16 protein-coding genes are annotated in these 17167 nt (G+C 67.1%); 10 read left to right on the forward strand and 6 right to left on the reverse strand.

Annotated features, from left to right (window positions below):
- Nucleotides 1–216 (forward strand): hypothetical protein (locus ABZ942_RS42675; protein ID WP_357391986.1); only part of this gene is annotated, 216 nt, incomplete at its 5' end.
- 306 nt (nucleotides 217–522) lie between these two features.
- Here ABZ942_RS42675 and ABZ942_RS42680 read toward each other — a convergent pair.
- Nucleotides 523–1503, reverse strand: a complete 981-nt coding sequence (locus tag ABZ942_RS42680) for a zinc-binding dehydrogenase (RefSeq protein ID WP_357391987.1) — start codon at nucleotides 1501–1503, stop codon at nucleotides 523–525.
- 85 nt (nucleotides 1504–1588) lie between these two features.
- On the opposite strand from ABZ942_RS42680, the gene ABZ942_RS42685 reads away from it, so the two are divergent.
- A complete protein-coding gene (locus tag ABZ942_RS42685) occupies nucleotides 1589–2164 on the forward strand; it encodes a TetR/AcrR family transcriptional regulator (RefSeq protein ID WP_357391988.1) in 576 nt (191 codons plus the stop codon).
- A gap of 14 nt (nucleotides 2165–2178) precedes the next feature.
- Here the strand turns inward: ABZ942_RS42685 and ABZ942_RS42690 are convergent, their stop codons facing one another.
- The 5 genes from ABZ942_RS42690 to ABZ942_RS42710 form a co-directional block, all read right to left on the reverse strand.
- Nucleotides 2179–2994 carry a CPBP family intramembrane glutamic endopeptidase gene (locus ABZ942_RS42690; RefSeq protein WP_357391989.1) on the reverse strand — a complete coding sequence of 272 codons (816 nt, stop codon included), beginning with the start codon at nucleotides 2992–2994 and terminating at the stop codon, nucleotides 2179–2181.
- Nucleotides 2995–3080: 86 nt separating this feature from the next.
- Nucleotides 3081–3794: an HD domain-containing protein gene (locus tag ABZ942_RS42695; RefSeq protein WP_357391990.1), complete on the reverse strand. Its 714-nt coding sequence runs from the start codon at nucleotides 3792–3794 to the stop codon at nucleotides 3081–3083.
- 1145 nt (nucleotides 3795–4939) lie between these two features.
- Nucleotides 4940–5389 (reverse strand): SgcJ/EcaC family oxidoreductase, encoded by a 450-nt coding sequence (locus ABZ942_RS42700; RefSeq protein ID WP_357391991.1) that lies wholly within the window; start codon nucleotides 5387–5389, stop codon nucleotides 4940–4942.
- A gap of 61 nt (nucleotides 5390–5450) precedes the next feature.
- The gene (locus ABZ942_RS42705) at nucleotides 5451–6077 is read right to left on the reverse strand and encodes an alpha-ketoglutarate-dependent dioxygenase AlkB (RefSeq protein ID WP_357391992.1); all 627 of its coding nucleotides are present in this window, start codon (nucleotides 6075–6077) and stop codon (nucleotides 5451–5453) included.
- A gap of 56 nt (nucleotides 6078–6133) precedes the next feature.
- Nucleotides 6134–6688 (reverse strand): helix-turn-helix domain-containing protein, encoded by a 555-nt coding sequence (locus ABZ942_RS42710; protein ID WP_357391993.1) that lies wholly within the window; start codon nucleotides 6686–6688, stop codon nucleotides 6134–6136.
- A 95-nt stretch (nucleotides 6689–6783) separates the two neighbouring features.
- Here ABZ942_RS42710 and ABZ942_RS42715 point away from each other — a divergent pair, with 95 nt between their 5' ends.
- The 8 genes from ABZ942_RS42715 (at nucleotide 6784) to pyrF (ending at nucleotide 16627) form a co-directional block, all read left to right on the forward strand.
- Nucleotides 6784–7638, forward strand: coding sequence for an SAM-dependent methyltransferase (locus ABZ942_RS42715; RefSeq protein ID WP_357391994.1), 855 nt, complete (start codon nucleotides 6784–6786; stop codon nucleotides 7636–7638).
- A gap of 148 nt (nucleotides 7639–7786) precedes the next feature.
- Nucleotides 7787–8419: a bifunctional pyr operon transcriptional regulator/uracil phosphoribosyltransferase PyrR gene (gene pyrR / locus ABZ942_RS42720; protein WP_357391995.1), complete on the forward strand. Its 633-nt coding sequence runs from the start codon at nucleotides 7787–7789 to the stop codon at nucleotides 8417–8419.
- A 67-nt stretch (nucleotides 8420–8486) separates the two neighbouring features.
- Complete coding sequence (locus ABZ942_RS42725) at nucleotides 8487–9443, forward strand: aspartate carbamoyltransferase catalytic subunit (RefSeq protein WP_357391996.1); 957 nt, start codon at nucleotides 8487–8489, stop codon at nucleotides 9441–9443.
- A complete protein-coding gene (locus tag ABZ942_RS42730) occupies nucleotides 9440–10732 on the forward strand; it encodes a dihydroorotase (RefSeq protein ID WP_357391997.1) in 1293 nt (430 codons plus the stop codon). The genes ABZ942_RS42725 and ABZ942_RS42730 overlap by 4 nt, the downstream gene beginning before the upstream one ends.
- 94 nt (nucleotides 10733–10826) lie before the next feature.
- On the forward strand, nucleotides 10827–11345 hold the full coding sequence (locus ABZ942_RS42735) for a transporter (protein ID WP_357391998.1): 519 nt from the start codon (nucleotides 10827–10829) through the stop codon (nucleotides 11343–11345).
- Nucleotides 11342–12457, forward strand: a complete 1116-nt coding sequence (gene carA, locus ABZ942_RS42740; protein WP_357391999.1) for a glutamine-hydrolyzing carbamoyl-phosphate synthase small subunit — start codon at nucleotides 11342–11344, stop codon at nucleotides 12455–12457. The genes ABZ942_RS42735 and carA overlap by 4 nt, the downstream gene beginning before the upstream one ends.
- Nucleotides 12457–15783 (forward strand): carbamoyl-phosphate synthase large subunit, encoded by a 3327-nt coding sequence (carB, locus tag ABZ942_RS42745; RefSeq protein ID WP_357392000.1) that lies wholly within the window; start codon nucleotides 12457–12459, stop codon nucleotides 15781–15783. Before carA ends, carB begins: the two co-directional genes overlap by 1 nt.
- Nucleotides 15784–15802: 19 nt before the next feature.
- The gene (gene pyrF, locus ABZ942_RS42750; protein WP_357392064.1) at nucleotides 15803–16627 is read left to right on the forward strand and encodes an orotidine-5'-phosphate decarboxylase; all 825 of its coding nucleotides are present in this window, start codon (nucleotides 15803–15805) and stop codon (nucleotides 16625–16627) included.
- Nucleotides 16628–17167 lie beyond the last annotated feature (540 nt).

Raw genomic sequence — 17167 nt, forward strand, 5'->3', positions numbered from 1 at the left:
CGTCGTACTGCGCGCGGATCGGTCGGCGATTTCGTGCGCGGCTCGCGAATTGTCGCGCGGCACTGTGTCTGCGCCGGGCTGAGCCAGTCGGGCTGGGTTGAGCTGAGTCGGGCTGGGCTGCGCCGGGCTGCGCCGGGCCGCGCCAGGTCGCGCCAGGCCGGGCCGGGCCGGGCTGAGTCGGGCCGGGCTGCGCTGAGTCGGGCCGGGCTGCGCTGAGTCGGCCTGTCACGGTGCGCGCAGTGCTCTGGTCGTGCGCAGCTGTACCGGCAGTGACGGCATGTCGCGCAGTTGTTGTCTTGCTGCGCACGATCCAGTTGGCGATTTCGTGCGCGGTAAGAGAATCGGTGCGCGGCGGCGTTATGTGCCGGCTGGTCGTGCGCAAGTTCCGCTTGCCCGCGGTGGAACGCAACCGCGCCGGGCCGCCGCGCGCGCCTTGTGTTGCTGCGGGCGTTTCAGTTGGCAATTTCGTGTGCTCGATGAGAATTTGCGCGCGGCAACGTGTCCGGCTGAGTGTTGGGGTGGCTACGACTTGTGGTCCGGCCGGAGGATGAGCTTGCCGAGTGGGGCGCGGTTTTCGATGAGGTGGTGGGCGTGGGCGGCTTGGTCGAGGGGGAGGACTGTTTCGACGAGGGGGGCCAAGCCGCCGGTGGCTGCGCGGTGCAGGGTTGCGGTGTGGGCGTTGGCTACTCGGGATAGCCAGGTGGGGCCCGCGCAGCCGGTGAGGGTGAGACCTCGGGTGATCAGGTCGGTGGCGGTGAGTTGGGCCGGGGCGCCGGAAAGCCAGCCGTAGCTGAGCATTCGGCCGCGTAGGGGAGTCATGGTGTCGAGGAGGTCGAGGGCGGTGGGGCCGCCGATGGAGTCGAAGACTACGTCCAGCGTTGTGCCGCTGAGGGTTTCGCGTAGGCGGGTCGGCCATTCGGGGTCGTTGTGGTCGATCACCTCGTCGGCGCCGAGCCTGCGTGCCTGTTCGGCTTTCGCGGGGCCGCCCGCTGTGGCGATGATGCGGGCCGCGCCGTACTCCTTGGCGAGTTGGGTGAGGTAGCTGCCGATACCTGTTGCGGCGGCTTCGATCAGCACTGTTTCGGTGCCGGTGAGCGCGGCGGTTTCGAGTAGGGGGAGTGCCACCGAGCCGCTCATCAGGACTGCGGCCGCGTCGACCGAGGATAGGCCGTCCGGGATCAGGGTGACGGAATCGGCTGGTGCGCTGACGAATTCGGCGTAGGAGCCGAAACCCTTTGTGGCCACCGTTACTCGGCGGCCGAGCAGCGCGGGATCGGCGTCCGTGCCCACCTCGGTCACCACACCGGCGGCCTGGAAACCGAAGACCAGCGGCGGCTCGACGCCGAGCGGGAACTCGCCGGAGCGCAGTATGGTTTCCGGGTACAGGACCGGGATAGCTTCGGCGCGGATCACGACGTCACCCGCGCCCGCCTGCGGCGCCGGGACCTCCTGGAGGACCAGCACCTCGGGGCCGCCGGTTCCCGTCATTACGATTGCCTTCACGATGAACTCCATAAATTGACTGTTGGTCCAGTTGTCTCCGCAATAATATGGACCGGCGGTCAAGTTGTCAACGAAAGCGGGTGTGATGACCGACGGGCGTCCGAAGGAACGGGCCGATGCCGCGCGTAACCGGCGTGCGATTCTCGACGCGACCGCCGCGCTGCTCGCCGAACACGGTGCCGAGGCGATCACCATGGACCGGGTCGCGGCCGCGGCCGGGGTGGGGAAGGGCACCATCTTTCATCGCTTCGGCAGCCGCGCCGGGCTGCTGCACGAGATGGTTGCGGAGAGCGCGCTCACGTTGATGGACGCGATCACCAGTGGACCGCCACCGTTGGGCCCCGGCGCACCGGCCGATGAGCGGCTGCTCGCCTATTTCGACGCGATGACGCGGTTGGTGATCGACAATTCGGAGCTCATGGTCGCCTACCGCACCGAGCCGCCGCATCCGCGCACGGGGGAGTTTCATGCGTTCTGGGGCAACCACATCACCGCGCTGCTGCGCGAAGCGCGGCCCGATCTCGATGCCGAGGTGATGGGCAGGCTGCTGCTCGGCGCGATCGGCGGTGAGCTGGTGCAAGTCATGGTCCGTTCCGGCGAGACCGAGCGGCTGCTCGACGCTGTTCGTGAACTGATCGAATCGGTGCTACGCACGCCGTGAAATCTCTTGTGCCATCACCACATTACGGCAAGCATCGGGATGGGCAGGTTGATGATGCCGTGCACCAGGAACAGCAGCCAGGGGTTTCGGTAGCGCGACCACAGGTAGCCGAGGAAGATGCCGTATGCGCCGATGTGCACGAAGGCACTGGCGAGGTCGACGCCGAATCCATTGCCGCCGTGGATCACCGCGTGCCAGGAGGCGAACGCCAACGATGTGACCACGATCGCGGGCCAGCGCCCGAGACTGATCTCCAGCCGGGTTTGCAGCCAGACCCGGTAGAAGATCTCCTCCAGCATCGCATTCAGCACGAACACGCACAGCACGGTGATCAGGTCCGGTCGCGGGCCGGTGTAGCCATGGCCGAACAGTGTGAACAGGGCAAGGAAGGTGAGTGCCGCGGGTGCGGGTCGCAGCCAACGGCCATGGGTGTCGATCCGATACCACTCGGGCCAGGCCGCCAACCGGAACAGCAGCGGAATGGCAAGCAGCAGGGGTAGTTTCAGGGCGAGCAGCCAGCCGCTGCCGCCGGGGGAGAGGGCGAAACCGATGGTGAAGGCGAGTGCGAGGGCGATAAGCCACCAGCCCTGACGCGTGGTGCGCGGATAATCCGGCAGCAGACTGTCGTTGCGTGGTTTCGGCGGCACCAGCCAGGCGGCTGCGAGCCCACCGAACATCGTTATCCCGGGCACCCACATCGGCAACGTGTCGTCGTTGTCGGCGGAGTAGCGCAGCGCGGTGTGGCCCGTCCAAATCAGCGTCAGCACCGAGGCGGCGATTGTCACAAGTCCCGCTGCCAGCAGGAAACCGCTCGCCCCTCGAAGTCGCATGCGCCTCACGATGCCATCGGTGGCAGGCCGGTCGGTCTCGGCGGGCCGGATATCGGCCGGATGTCATCCGAAAGGACGACCGGCGATCAATCGTCGGCGAGGATGGCCTCGAATCGTTGGTCCGCACTGTCGAGTTGGTCGAGGATGTGCTGTTTGACGTCGTCGGCCAGGGGTGTGTCGGGGCGGGTGACGAGGTCGCGGTAGATGGCGGTGAGTGGGCGGTATTTGGTGGCGAGCTTGTGCATGGCCGGACCGGTCGCGTACAGAATGCCGACTCCGTTGTCGGTGAAGTCGGAAAGCTTGATGATCCTGGCCCATGGGGAACGGTCGAGGTTGGCGGCGACGTGCTCGCGGTATTGCAGGTGCCGGTCGATCGACGGGTCCGGTTCGGGATTGGTGACGGCCGCGACCAGCTCGGCCACGCGCTCGCCGAACCGGTCCGCGAGTTCGGCCAGGGCGGCTCCCGTGGGCGGACCCGGCTGGTCGCCCGCCAGTTCCGCCGGATGATCCTCGACCGAGTCGTGCAGCAGACCCGCGACAACCAGCTCGCCGTCCGCGACCTTGTAGTGACTGATGATCCGAATCGCCACCCGCAGTAGATGATTGAGATACGGTTCGCGACCGTAACGGTCGTCGCGATGCAATTCCGTGGCCAGGTCGAGCGCCTCGACGACCCGATCAGCATCCGGCAGCTCCGCGATCTCCAGCAATAATCGTTCACGCAGACCGCCCTCGCCGTAAACCTCGCTGATCGTATGCAGCGGCATCACGGCCAGGACTCCCGCCCCAGGATTGCTCATCCTGTCAATCTAACGACGTCCCACCCCCAGCGTCGCGGCGAATTCCGCCAACACGTCCGCTATCGACGAATCTGCACTCTCTCTCGGGATCTGCACCGAGGCGGATTCAGGCGGTTATTGCAACACCGGGTGGATTGGTCGGGTGCAGATCCTGGCTGATAACGGCGCTGGGTGCAACACTCGGTGTTCGATGCGTCTCGCCGGACCTCGCCCGTTGATTCGATCGCCACCCAACCACCGCACTTGTCCAAAGTGCTTGGGACGCAACCATAGACAGATGACCAGGCTGGGACCGTCACCATCCCGCCTCTCCTTCTTCCGAAGTGCTTGGGACGCAACCACGGCCAGATGACCAGGCTGGGACCGTCACCATCCCGCCTCTCCTTCTTCCGAAGTGCTTGGGACGCAACCACGGCCAGATGACCAGGCTGGAACCGTCACCATCCCGCCTCTCCTTCTTCCGAAGTGCTTGGGACGCAACCACGGCCAGATGACCAGGCTGGGACCGCCGCCATCCCGCCTCTCCTTCTTCCAAAGTGCTTGTGACGCAACCACAGCCAGATGACCACCTCGGGAACGCGACATTGCGCGCTTGACCGTTAACTAAAGCCGGGTACGGCAGGCGGCGTGCCCAGCACTGCTTCACAGGAAAACGTGGATAGGTCTTCAGCTCACTGGACTGTTCACCTCTGGAGTCCTGAGTAGCAGTTGCCCGATGGGTGGACCTTTTCGGGGGTTCTGGGTGTACTGGTTCGGGGTGGTGTGCTGAGAGATTCTCCGGTGGTGTGCTGTCTCAGGGGTTTTCGACTGGTTCATCGGATGACCGGAGTAGTGCTGGGCGCGTGAGGTGGGGTCCCCGGCTTTAGTTATCGGTCAGGTGCGTGGTGTCGCGTTCCCGGAGGTGGTCACCTGGCTGTGGTGCTGTTCTCGAGCGCTTTCGAAGCAGTGAGTGTGTCGCGCGGGTGTTTTCGGGGCTGCTGGGGCTCCGATGTGCACTCTTTGTTCTGGCCGAGCACTGTTTCTGGAAGCCGCTCACCCGGTGTAGTGGGTGAGCGGGTCACCGAAACGGTGCTCGGCTGGCCGGCCCTCCGGCGCAGCGCCGCACCCCTCGGTGTTGTTGCGGCGCTGCGTCGTCGGGCGTGCGGTCATTCGGCTTGGGGGATCAGGGTGTTCTGTCTGGCTGCGGTCCACCAGCGGCCGTTTTCCTTGATCAGGACGTAGAGGGCGATCATCGCGTGATCTATGTCGATTAGTTCGCCTTCGGAGGTGGTGGCTCGGGCGAGCTTGTGGGCGAAGGCGACGTCGGGGCGGAGGAAGGTGATGTCGGTGACCTCGTAGCGGACGTATTCGTTTTTCAGGAAGCCGGACAGTCCGCGGCGGTTCGCTTCGAGTAGGGCGTCTCGACCGGTCATCAGGGCGCCGACCGCGTTGACGACGGCGGCGTTCGCGGTGAAGTCGGCGGTCATCAGTTCGGGGTCGTTGGTGTTGTACGCGGTTTCGACGTTGGTGATGATCTGCTTGATGGCCGCGATGTCGGCGGTGTGGTCGACGGTCGTGTCGCCGGCGGTCGGCGGCTCAAAAGTCTTTGCGCTCATGCAGTTCAGCATTAAACCTCAACAATGATTAAGGTCAAGATCGGTATCGCCTCGATCACAGTCAGCGAACGCCTCGCGGACGGAACTGGATGCTGATCCTTGGTCCGGTCGGCTTGCGCGTCTTGGGCACTGCGTGCTCCCAGGTGCGCTGGCAGGAGCCGCCCATCACCAGGAGATCGCCGTGGCCCACCTGGAATCGAAGGCTCTCGCCGCCGCCGCGTGGTCGCAGCAGCAGTGCCCGGGGCGCGCCGATGGACACGATCGCGACCATGGTGTCCTGGGTCGCGCCGCGGCCGAAATTGTCGCCGTGCCAGGCGACGCTGTCTTGTCCGTCGCGGTAATAACAGAGTCCGGCGGTGCGGAACGACTCGCCGAGTTCGCGGCGATAGTGCTCGCTCAAGGCTTCTCGCGCGTCTGCCAAGACCTGGTCGGGCAGTGGCTCGTGCTCTTCGTAGAACTTCAACAGCCGGGGCACGTTCACCACGCGGTCGTACATCGGCCTGCGTTCGGCCTTCCACGGCACATCGTCGACCAGGCGATCGAACAGCGTGTCGGCGCCCGACAGCCAGCCGGGCAGCACATCCACCCAGGCCCCGCGATCGAGCACCGTGCGCCGCGCGGCATGAAGCGACCCGAATTCGGTATCACCGAACCCGTCGAGCAGTGATCCCTGCAGCGGTGTCGACATGCGAGCGAATCTACCCGCAATCGAACGTATGTGCTAGCGACAATCGGACGTGGCGGTCAATTCCTGGCGAGGATGTCGCGCGCGATGTCGACCGAGGCCGCGTAGCACTCGTCGTCGCTCAGTGGCAGATCGCCCATCATCGCGGTGCTCCAACTGATGGCAAGCAGCGCTTGCCGAGCGTGAAAAACCGCGCGCGGCGCGTGCTCGGGCTCGGTCATCAGGTCGGCCAGCACCCGGAACTGGTAGCGCAGGCTCACGCCGAAACCGAGTTCCCGGAAGGCAGGCTGGTTTTCGGCCATGAAGCGCACCATGTCGCGGCCGATGCCGTGCAGCAATACGCCGTAACGGTCCAGAATCTCTTGCGCGCGTTCAGGTCCCGTCGGCGCGGTCGCGGCCCACTCGACGATGTCGTCGATGCCGCGCCGCAGGTCGTCGGACAGGCTCGCGACGATGTCCTCTTTGGTGCGGAAGTGGTAGTAGAGCGCGGCTTTGGTGACATCGAGCCGCTCGGCGATCTCGCGTAGTGAGGTCTTCTCGTAGCCGCGCTCGGAGAACAACTCCATTGCCACCGCGCGGATTCGTTCGCGCATATCGCTGCGACGGCGATCCATGGTGCTCCTTTGCTTGACGACCGGCTAGTTGGAGCCTAGCGTGACGGGTGCGGCGAGATACCTAGCCGGGCGGCAAGTTAATTTGTGGAGGGATCATGACCGAAGCGCAACCAGCGGCACCGACGGCGGGTGTGGCGATGACGGCGATCGGGGTGGCGGTGATTCGGGCGCGGGAATCGGCCAGGCCGGACCGGCTGTACGACGACCCGTTGGCGCGGCATTTCGCCGATGCCGCGCGGCGCAGCTTCGCGACGATGCCGGAGGGAGAGCAGCGCTGGGCGCGGCTGGAAGCGCTGGCCGACATATTCTTCGAGGGACGCAGCGTCGGCGTCCGGCTGGTCGATGATCGGATGGTGGAGGCGGTGACGGCCGGGTGCCGACAAATCGTCATCCTCGGGGCGGGGTTGGATACCCGAGCGTTCCGGTTGACGCTGCCCGCGGACGTTCGGTTCTTCGAAATCGACCTGCCGGAACTGTTCGCGTTCAAGGAGCCGGTACTCGCGGCCACGGTGCCCAGGTACGACCGCACCATCATCGCCAGCGATCTTCGCGAGAACTGGTCGGAGCTGCTGCGCGCCAACGGATTTCGCGCCGACGTGCCGACCTGCTGGGTCGATGAGGGATCGCTCGGATATCTGAGCCGCGACGACGCATTGCGGGTCGCCGAGACCCTCACCGAACTCTCCGCTCGCGGAAGCCAGTTCGGCGCTGGCCGCTTCCACGTCGACCGAAATCTGCCGCACTACGCCGAACTCGGGCGGCTGGTCGGCGGTGAGCACAGCGACGAAGGTCGCGACCTGAGCGGCCTCGGGCCGGGCGCCGAGGGCTGGCTCACCGCGCACGGCTGGCGCACCAGCTTCCGTAGGTGGGACGATCTCGTCGCGCCGCTCAACCGCCCCGCCGCCGTCCGCGACGCCGATGTCGGCCTGATCCTCGCCGTACGCGAGTAACCGACGATGTGGCCGGGCACACTTCCGTCCCGTGGTCCCGCTCACACCGCGCTGCACCTGGTGAAAGCCCGGTTGCGGCCGCTGTTACGCTGCTTGCCGTAAGACATCCTTTAACGGACCGTCCGGTGAGGCGGGGAAGGAGGTCGGCATGGCCGTGCCCGAACGGGCTGCCAAGTCCGGCGCTGCCGAAACATCGCGGCGACACACCCCCGAGGGGGTGGAGGCGGGGCGGGAGCTGTTGTCGGCTTCCGATGTCAGTCGGACCATCGCGCGCATCGCGCACCAGATCATCGAGAAGACCGCGCTGGACGCGGGCGAGCCCGGCGCGCCACGCGTGGTGCTCATCGGCATTCCCACCCGCGGCACCTCGCTGGCCGCGCGGCTCACGGACAAGATCGAGGAGTTCTCCGGGGTCCGCCCGGCCCTCGGCTCGCTCGACATCACCCTCTACCGCGACGACCTGCGCACCCGGCCGCACCGGCCGCTCGAGCGCACCTCGGTTCCCGAGGGCGGCATCGAAGACGCGCTCGTCGTGCTGATCGACGACGTCCTCTTCTCCGGCCGCACCGTGCGCTCCGCCCTCGATGGGCTGCGCGACCTCGGTCGCCCGCGCGCCGTGCAGCTCGCGGTGCTGATCGACCGCGGCCACCGCGAACTCCCGATCCGGGCCGACTACGTGGGCAAGAACGTGCCCACCTCGCGCTCCGAAGACATCTCGGTCCTGCTCACCGAACACGACGGCCGCGACGGCGTTTACCTGCGCCAGGAGGCTGAAGCGTGAGCGAGCGAACCAACAACACAGCGGCCCTGTGCCGAACGACGGAGCTGAGCGTCAGCGAGGTGGAGTTGTGAGGCATCTGCTTACGGTCAGTGATCTTGATCGCGCGACCGCGACGGAGTTGCTGGACGAAGCCGAACGTTTCGAGCAGGCCCTGCTCGGCCGCGAAGTCCACAAACTGCCGACCTTGCGCGGACGCACCGTGATGACGGTGTTCTACGAGAACTCCACCCGCACCAGGGTTTCTTTCGAGGTGGCGGGCAAGTGGATGAGCGCCGATGTGATCAACGTCAGCGCCAGCAGCTCCTCGGTCTCCAAGGGCGAATCCCTGCGCGACACCGCGCTCACCCTGCACGCCGCGGGCGCCGACGCGTTGATCGTGCGGCATCCGGCTTCCGGTGCGGCACACCAGATCGCGCGCTGGATGGACGCCTGGGCCGTCTCGTCCGGCAGCTCCGGCCCGGCCATCATCAACGCGGGTGACGGCACGCACGAGCACCCCACCCAGGCCCTGCTCGACGCGCTGACGCTGCGGCAACGGCTCGGCGATATCGAGGGCAAGCGAGTCGTCATCGTCGGCGACATCCTGCACAGCCGGGTGGCTCGCTCCAATGTCTTTCTGCTGGACACCCTCGGTGCGGAAGTGGTGCTGGTCGCCCCGCGCACCCTGCTGCCGGTGGGCGTCGACGCCTGGCCCGCCCGGATCGCGCACTCGCTGGACGCCGAATTGCCCGGCGCCGACGCGGTTCTCATGCTGCGCGTGCAGGCCGAGCGGATGAACGGCGGCTTCTTCCCGTCGGCCCGCGAATACTCGATCAATTACGGACTGTCGGAACGCAGGCTGGCCCTGCTGGCCGAACACGCGACGGTGCTGCATCCCGGCCCGATGCTGCGCGGCATGGAAATCGCCTCGCCGGTAGCCGATTCCGCGCAGGCCGCGATCTTGCAACAGGTGACGAACGGAGTACACATGCGCATGGCCGTCCTGTTCCGGCTGCTGGTCGGTACGCAGGAGGCGGTGGCATGACGGAACTGCTGATCAAGGGCGCCCGGATCTATGGCGAGGGTGAACCGGTCGACGTGCTGATCGCCGACGGTGTGATCCGTGACATCGGTACCGAGCTCAGCGCCGACGACGCGGAAGTCATCGACGCGCAAGGCCAAATCCTGCTGCCCGGCTTCGTCGATCTGCACACGCACCTGCGCGAGCCCGGTCGCGAAGACACCGAGACCATCGAATCCGGTTCCGCCGCAGCCGCATTGGGTGGGTACACGGCGGTGTTCGCGATGGCCAACACCAGCCCGGTCGCCGACTCGGTGGTCGTCACCGATCACGTGTGGCGTCGCGGTCAGGAGGTCGGCCTGGTCGACGTGTACCCGGTGGGTGCGGTCACCGTCGGCCTCGAAGGCAAGCAGCTCGCCGAAATGGGCACCATGGCAACCGGTGTCGGCGCGGTGCGGATGTTCTCCGACGACGGCCACTGCGTCTACGACCCGCTGCTCATGCGCCGCGCCCTGGAATACGCGAACACCCTCGGCGTGCTGATCGCCCAGCACGCGGAGGAGCCGCGGCTCACCAAAGGCGCGGTCGCGCACGAGGGGCCCACCGCGGCCCGGCTCGGCCTGGCCGGCTGGCCGCGCGCCGCGGAGGAGTCCATCGTGGCGCGCGACGCGATCCTCGCCCGCGATGCCGGTGCGCGCGTGCACATTTGCCACGCCTCCACCGCGGGCACCGTGGAGTTGGTGAAATGGGCCAAGGCGCAAGGTATCTCGATCACCGCCGAGGTCACCCCGCACCATCTGCTGCTGGACGACTCGCGCTTGGAGACCTACGACGCGGTGAACAAGGTCAACCCGCCGCTGCGTGAGGCGTCCGACGCCGCCGCGCTGCGCCAGGCCCTGGCCGACGGCATCATCGACTGCGTCGCGACCGACCACGCCCCGCACGCCGAGCAGGACAAGTGCTGCGAGTTCGCCGCGGCCCGCCCCGGCATGCTCGGCCTGGAGACCGCGCTGTCGATCATCGTGCAGACCATGGTCGAACCCGGCCTGCTCGACTGGCGCGGCGTCGCCAGGGTGATGAGCGAGCAGCCCGCCGCGATCGTCGGCCTCGACGAGCACGGCAGGCCGATCGAGGTCGGCGAGCCGGCCAACCTGACGCTGGTCGATCCCGCCGCCACCTGGACGGTGCGCGCCAAGGAGCTCGCCAGCATCTCGAACAACACACCGTTCGAGGACATGACGTTCCCGGCCCGAGTGACAACGACGTTGCTCAGGGGCCGGGTAACTGCCCGTGAGGGCAAGGCCGGTGGGTAACCGCGCGGTGCGAGCGACGGGCCCGGAGGCGGTAGCGAAGCGTGGCCACGCAGGGCACCGGGAGCGCCGCCGATTGGACACAGGAGGTCCGTAAGTGGAGAGAACGCTTTGGGTGATCGGGCTGGCCGCGCTGTTCGCCCTGTGCATCTGGCTGATGTATCGGGGCTGGCAGAACCGGGCCGCGCGCCAGGAGGCCCGCATCGGTGAGCTGCCCACTGTGCCCGCCGACCTCGGTGCACAGGTGCTCGAGCCGACCACCGGACTGTATCTCGGCAGCACCATGGCGCCCAGCTGGCAGGACCGAATCGCGGTCGGCGACTTGGGTTTCCGGGCCACCGCGGAACTCACGCGGTTCGAACGGGGAATTCTGCTCGAGCGTGACGGCGCGACGGTGATCTGGATCCCGCAGGAATCCATCACCGCGGTGCGCACCGAGCGCGGGCATGCGGGCAAAGTAATGACAGCAGATGGTGTGCTGGTAGTTCGCTGGAAACTGCCCACCGGGACCGAGATAGATACCGGTTTCCGAGGTGACGACAAGTCGGTGTACCCGGCTTGGACGCGCGGTTTGCAAGCGGACACCAGTATGACGACGGGAGACGACGAGGGATGACGGGACAAGACGCTGCTCTAGTGCTGGAGGACGGCCGGGTATTCCGCGGCTCGGCCTACGGCGCCGTGGGCGAGACGCTCGGTGAGGCGGTGTTCTGCACCGCGATGACCGGTTACCAGGAGACCCTTACCGACCCCAGCTACCACCGCCAGATCGTGGTTGCCGCGGCACCGCAGATCGGCAACACCGGCTGGAACGACGAGGACGACGAGTCCGGCAAGATCTGGGTGGCCGGCTACGTGGTCCGCGACCCCGCGCGCCGCGCCTCCAACTGGCGGTCCACCGGCACGCTGCCCGAGGCGATGCAACGCCAGGACATCGTCGGCATCGCGGGCATCGACACCCGCGCCCTGGTGCGCCACCTGCGCACCCGCGGCTCGATGAAGGCGGGCATCTTCTCCGGCGCCGCCCTCGCCGGCACCGACGAGCTGCTCGGCCGGGTCACCGGCCAGCCGTCCATGCTCGGCGCGGACCTGGCCGAAGAGGTGAGCACCGACTCGATCTACACCATCGAGCCGAACGGCGAACCCCGCTTCACGGTGGTCGCGGTCGACCTCGGCATCAAGACCAACACCCCGCGCATGTTCGCCGAGCGCGGCATGCGGGTGCATGTGGTGCCGTCGAACACCTCGATCGACCAGATCCTCGCGCTGAACCCGAACGGCGTCTTCTTGTCCAACGGCCCCGGCGACCCGGCCACTCAGGACGGCGCGGTCGCGCTGACCAAGGGCGTGCTCGAGCGCGGCCTGCCGCTGTTCGGCATCTGCTTCGGCAACCAGATCCTCGGCCGCGCGCTCGGCCGCAAGACCTACAAGATGAAGTTCGGCCACCGCGGCATCAACGTCCCGGTGATCGAGCACGGCACCGGTCGCATCGCGATCACCGCGCAGAACCACGGCTTCGCGCTGGAAGGCGAGCAGGGCGAGCAGTTCGACACCCCGTTCGGCAAGGCCGAGGTCAGCCACGTCTGCGCCAACGACGGCACGGTCGAGGGCGTGCGCCTCATCGACGGCCGCGCGTTCTCCGTGCAGTACCACCCGGAGGCCGCCGCCGGACCTCACGACGCTGCTTATCTCTTCGACCGTTTCGCCGGTCTCATGGAAGGAGCCTGATGCCACGCCGCACCGATCTGAAGCACATCCTGGTGATCGGCTCCGGCCCGATCGTCATCGGGCAGGCCTGCGAGTTCGATTACTCCGGCACCCAGGCGTGCCGGGTGCTGCGGGCCGAGGGCCTGCGGGTTTCGCTGGTGAACTCCAACCCGGCGACCATCATGACCGACCCCGAGTTCGCCGACGCCACCTACGTGGAGCCGATCACGGCGGAGTTCGTCGAGAAGGTCATCGCCAAGGAGCGTCCCGACGCCATCCTGGCCACCCTCGGCGGGCAGACCGCGCTGAACACCGCGGTCGCGCTGCACGAGAACGGGGTGCTGGAGAAGTACAACGTCGAGATGATCGGCGCCGACTTCGACGCCATCCAGCGCGGTGAGGACCGGCAGAAGTTCAAGGACATCGTCGCCAAGGTCGGCGGCGAAAGTGCCCGTTCCCGTGTCTGTTACACGATGGACGAGGTCCGCGACACGGTCCGTGAGCTGGGATTCCCTGTGGTGGTGCGGCCTTCGTTCACCATGGGCGGCCTCGGCTCCGGAATGGCCTACAACGACGAGGATCTCGACCGCATCGCCGGCGGCGGCTTGTCCGCCTCGCCGACCGCGAACGTGCTGATCGAGGAATCCATCCTGGGCTGGAAGGAATTCGAGCTCGAGCTGATGCGCGACCGCAGCGACAACGTGGTCATCGTCTGCTCGATCGAGAACGTCGATCCGATGGGCGTGCACACCGGCGACTCGATGACCGTCGCGCCCGCGATGACGCTCACCGACCGCGAGTACCAGAAGATGCGTGACCTCGGCATCGCGATCCTGCGTGAGGTCGGCGTGGACACCGGCGGCTGCAACATCCAGTTCGCGGTGGATCCGGCCGACGGCCGCCTGATCGTCATCGAGATGAACCCGCGCGTCTCGCGCTCGTCCGCGTTGGCTTCCAAGGCAACGGGTTTCCCGATCGCCAAGATCGCCGCCAAGCTGGCCATCGGCTATACCCTCGACGAGATCGTCAACGACATCACCAAGGAGACGCCGGCCTGCTTCGAGCCGACGCTGGACTACGTGGTGGTCAAGGCGCCGCGGTTCGCGTTCGAGAAGTTCCCCGGTGCCGACCCGACGCTGACCACCACGATGAAGTCGGTCGGCGAGGCAATGTCGTTGGGGCGCAACTTCGCCGAGGCCCTCGGCAAGGTGTTGCGCTCGCTGGAGACGAAGGCCGCCGGTTTCTGGACTCTGGAAGACGGCAAATGGACTGACGTCGAAGCGATCCTGGAAGACCTGCGCACCCCGATCGAGGGACGCATTTACCAGGTCGAGCGCGCGTTGCGACTCGGTGCGAGCATCGAAGATGTCGCTGCCGCTTCGGGAATCGACCCGTGGTTCGTCGCCGAGGTGGCCGGTCTGGTCGAGCTGCGCGCGGAGATCATGGACGCGCCCGTGCTCGACGAGACGTTGTTGCGCCGGGCCAAGCACTACGGTCTGTCCGACGGGCAGATCGCCGCGCTGCGCCCGGAGTTGGCCGGGGAGACCGGGGTTCGCGCGCTGCGGCACCGGCTCAGCGTCCGCCCGGTCTTCAAGACGGTCGACACCTGTGCCGCCGAGTTCGAGGCCAAGACGCCGTACCACTACTCGACCTACGAGCTCGATCCCGCCGCGGAATCCGAGGTCGCGCCGCAGCGCGAGCGTGACAAGGTGATCATCCTCGGCTCCGGCCCGAACCGGATCGGCCAGGGCATCGAGTTCGACTACTCGTGTGTCCATGCGGCGCAAACACTTTCGCAGGCCGGGTACGAGACCGTGATGGTCAACTGCAACCCGGAGACCGTCTCCACCGACTACGACACCGCCGACCGGCTCTACTTCGAGCCGCTCACCTTCGAGGACGTGCTCGAGGTGTACCACGCGGAAAGCGAGTCGGGTCACGTCACCGGCGTCATCGTGCAGCTGGGCGGGCAGACGCCACTCGGCCTGGCGCAGCGGCTCACCGACGCCGGCGTCCCGGTGGTCGGCACCAGCGCCGCGGCCATCGACCTGGCCGAGGACCGTGGCGAATTCGGTGACGTGCTCACCGCGGCCGGGCTGCCTGCGCCGAAGTACGGCACCGCCACCACCTTCGCGCAGGCCAAGAAGATCGCCGCCTCGATCGGCTACCCGGTGCTCGTCCGCCCGTCCTACGTGCTCGGCGGGCGCGGCATGGAGATCGTCTACGACGAGAGTTCCCTGGAGGGCTACATCTCGCGGGCCACCGAGCTCAGCCCGGAACATCCGGTGCTGGTCGACCGGTTCCTGGAGGACGCCATCGAGATCGACGTCGACGCGCTGTGCGACGGCGACGAGGTCTACCTCGGCGGTGTGATGGAACACATCGAAGAGGCGGGCATCCACTCCGGCGACTCCGCCTGCGCGCTGCCGCCGATCACGCTGGGCCGCAGCGACATCGAGGCCGTGCGGCGCTCGACCGTCGCGTTGGCCAAGGGCATCGGCGTCAAGGGCCTGCTCAACGTGCAGTACGCGCTCAAGGACGACGTGCTCTACGTGCTCGAGGCGAATCCGCGGGCAAGCCGGACCGTGCCATTTGTCTCTAAAGCCACCGCGGTGCCGCTGGCCAAGGCGGCCGCGCGGATCATGCTGGGCGCCACCATCGCCGACCTGCGCAAGGAAGGCATGCTGCCCGGCGAGGGCGACGGCGGGCACGTCCCGCTCGACGCGCCGGTGGCCGTGAAGGAGGCCGTGCTGCCGTTCCACCGGTTCCGCAAGGCCGATGGCAGCGGCGTGGATTCGCTGCTCTCCCCGGAGATGAAGTCCACCGGCGAGGTGATGGGCATCGACGCCGACTTCGGCACCGCCTTCGCCAAGAGCCAGACCGCCGCCTATGGCTCGCTGCCCACCGAGGGCACCGTGTTCGTCTCCATCGCGAACCGGGACAAGCGCGCTATGGTCTTCCCGGTCAAGCGCCTGCACGACCTCGGATTCCGCATCCTGGCCACCGAGGGAACGGCGGAGATGTTGCGCCGCAACGGTATTCCGTGCGAGCGGGTGCGCAAGCACTCGGAGCCGGAGTCGGTGGACACCAATGGTGATGTGCCGCAGCCCACGATCGTCGAGCAGATCAGGGACGGCGAGATCGATATGGTCTTCAACACCCCCTACGGCAATTCCGGTCCGCGCATCGACGGCTACGAAATCCGCAGTGCCGCGGTCGGTGTGAACATCCCGTGCATCACCACGGTGCAGGGTGCGGCCGCCGCGGTGCAGGGCATCGAGGCGAGCATCAACGGCGGGATCGGCGTGCGGTCGCTGCAGGAACTGCATTCGGTGCTGCGTGGCTGACCAGGGCGGAGTTGGCGCGGTGCAGACCTTCGGCGACCGATTGCGGGACGCCATGGGGCATTTCGGCCCCGTGTGCGTCGGCATCGATCCGCATCCCGGCCTGCTGGAGTCGTGGGGTCTCACCGCCGACGCGGACGGACTGGAGAAGTTCGCGGAGATCTGCGTCGAGGCCTTCGACGGTTGCGTCGCGCTGGTGAAGCCACAGGTCGCGTTCTTCGAGACCTACGGCTCGGCCGGAATCGCGGTGCTGGAGCGCACCATCGAGGTGTTGCGGGCCTCGGGCACGCTGGTGCTCGCCGACGCCAAGCGCGGCGACATCGGCTCCACCATGGACGCCTACGCGCACGCCTGGCTCGGCGACGGGCCACTCGGCTCGGACGCGGTGACGGTCTCGCCGTATCTCGGATTCGGCTCGCTGGTACCGGCTTTGGACCTGGCCGCGGTCAACCGGCGCGGTGTGTTCGTGCTCGCGGCGACCTCGAATCCCGAAGGGGCGCAGGTGCAACGGGTCGTCGCGGGGGATGGTCGCACCATCGCCCAGACGATGGTCGACGAGGCCGTGGCCCGCAATGCCGGCGCGGAATTCGGGTCGGTCGGCGTGGTGATCGGCGCGACATTGTCCGAGGCGCCGGACCTGTCCGCGCTCAACGGGCCGATCCTGATGCCCGGTGTCGGAGCGCAGGGCGGGGGACCGGAAAACATCCGTGACCTGGTCCCCGAGGCGATGTTGGCGGCGGCTGTGCCGACCGTCTCACGCGAAGTGCTGCGCGACGGACCCACGGTCCCCGCGTTGCGCGCCAGAGTGAGTGAACTCCAGCAGACGTTCGCGTTCCTGCAGAAATAACCACCGAGACCGGCGCGATCGCGCCGGTCTCGGCCCCTTTCCCGGCCCGCGTGCGGTCATGTGCACGCGTGCATGTGGCCCGTAGACGGGTCTGTGTGCCCTGCTACGCCCGTTTCCCGCCCGGATGGTGCTCGGATGAGCCGACGGGCCAGGATCGGCCCAGAAGCGCGCTGTGATCAGTGCAGGTCGACAAACCCGGCGGTGCACCTCGACAATCGATCGGGGCCGGAGTCCCGCTCGAAATGGTCGTTCGACCGGTCTGTGGCCCACGACACGCTGAAAGACAACGCGACACGCGGGAAATTCCGAGAAAGTTCCTGGTCGGGCAGTGGCGGGTTTGCTGGCGACCCATGTCACGTCATAGCAACCCTTCCGCTAACCTGTGTCAATCATGAAAACTCCCTGCTGAAGAGGCATTTCGTGATTTCGGCGGTACGATCTGCGCAGCGACAGAGGAGCAGTGCGGATCGCGCTGCTCTCGCGTCTACGGCATCTGGAATCATGCGCTGACCTGGGGGGTGGGTTCGCAATCTGCGGATG

It is taken from the genome of Nocardia sp. NPDC046473, from assembly GCF_040645995.1.
Lineage (GTDB): Bacteria > Actinomycetota > Actinomycetes > Mycobacteriales > Mycobacteriaceae > Nocardia.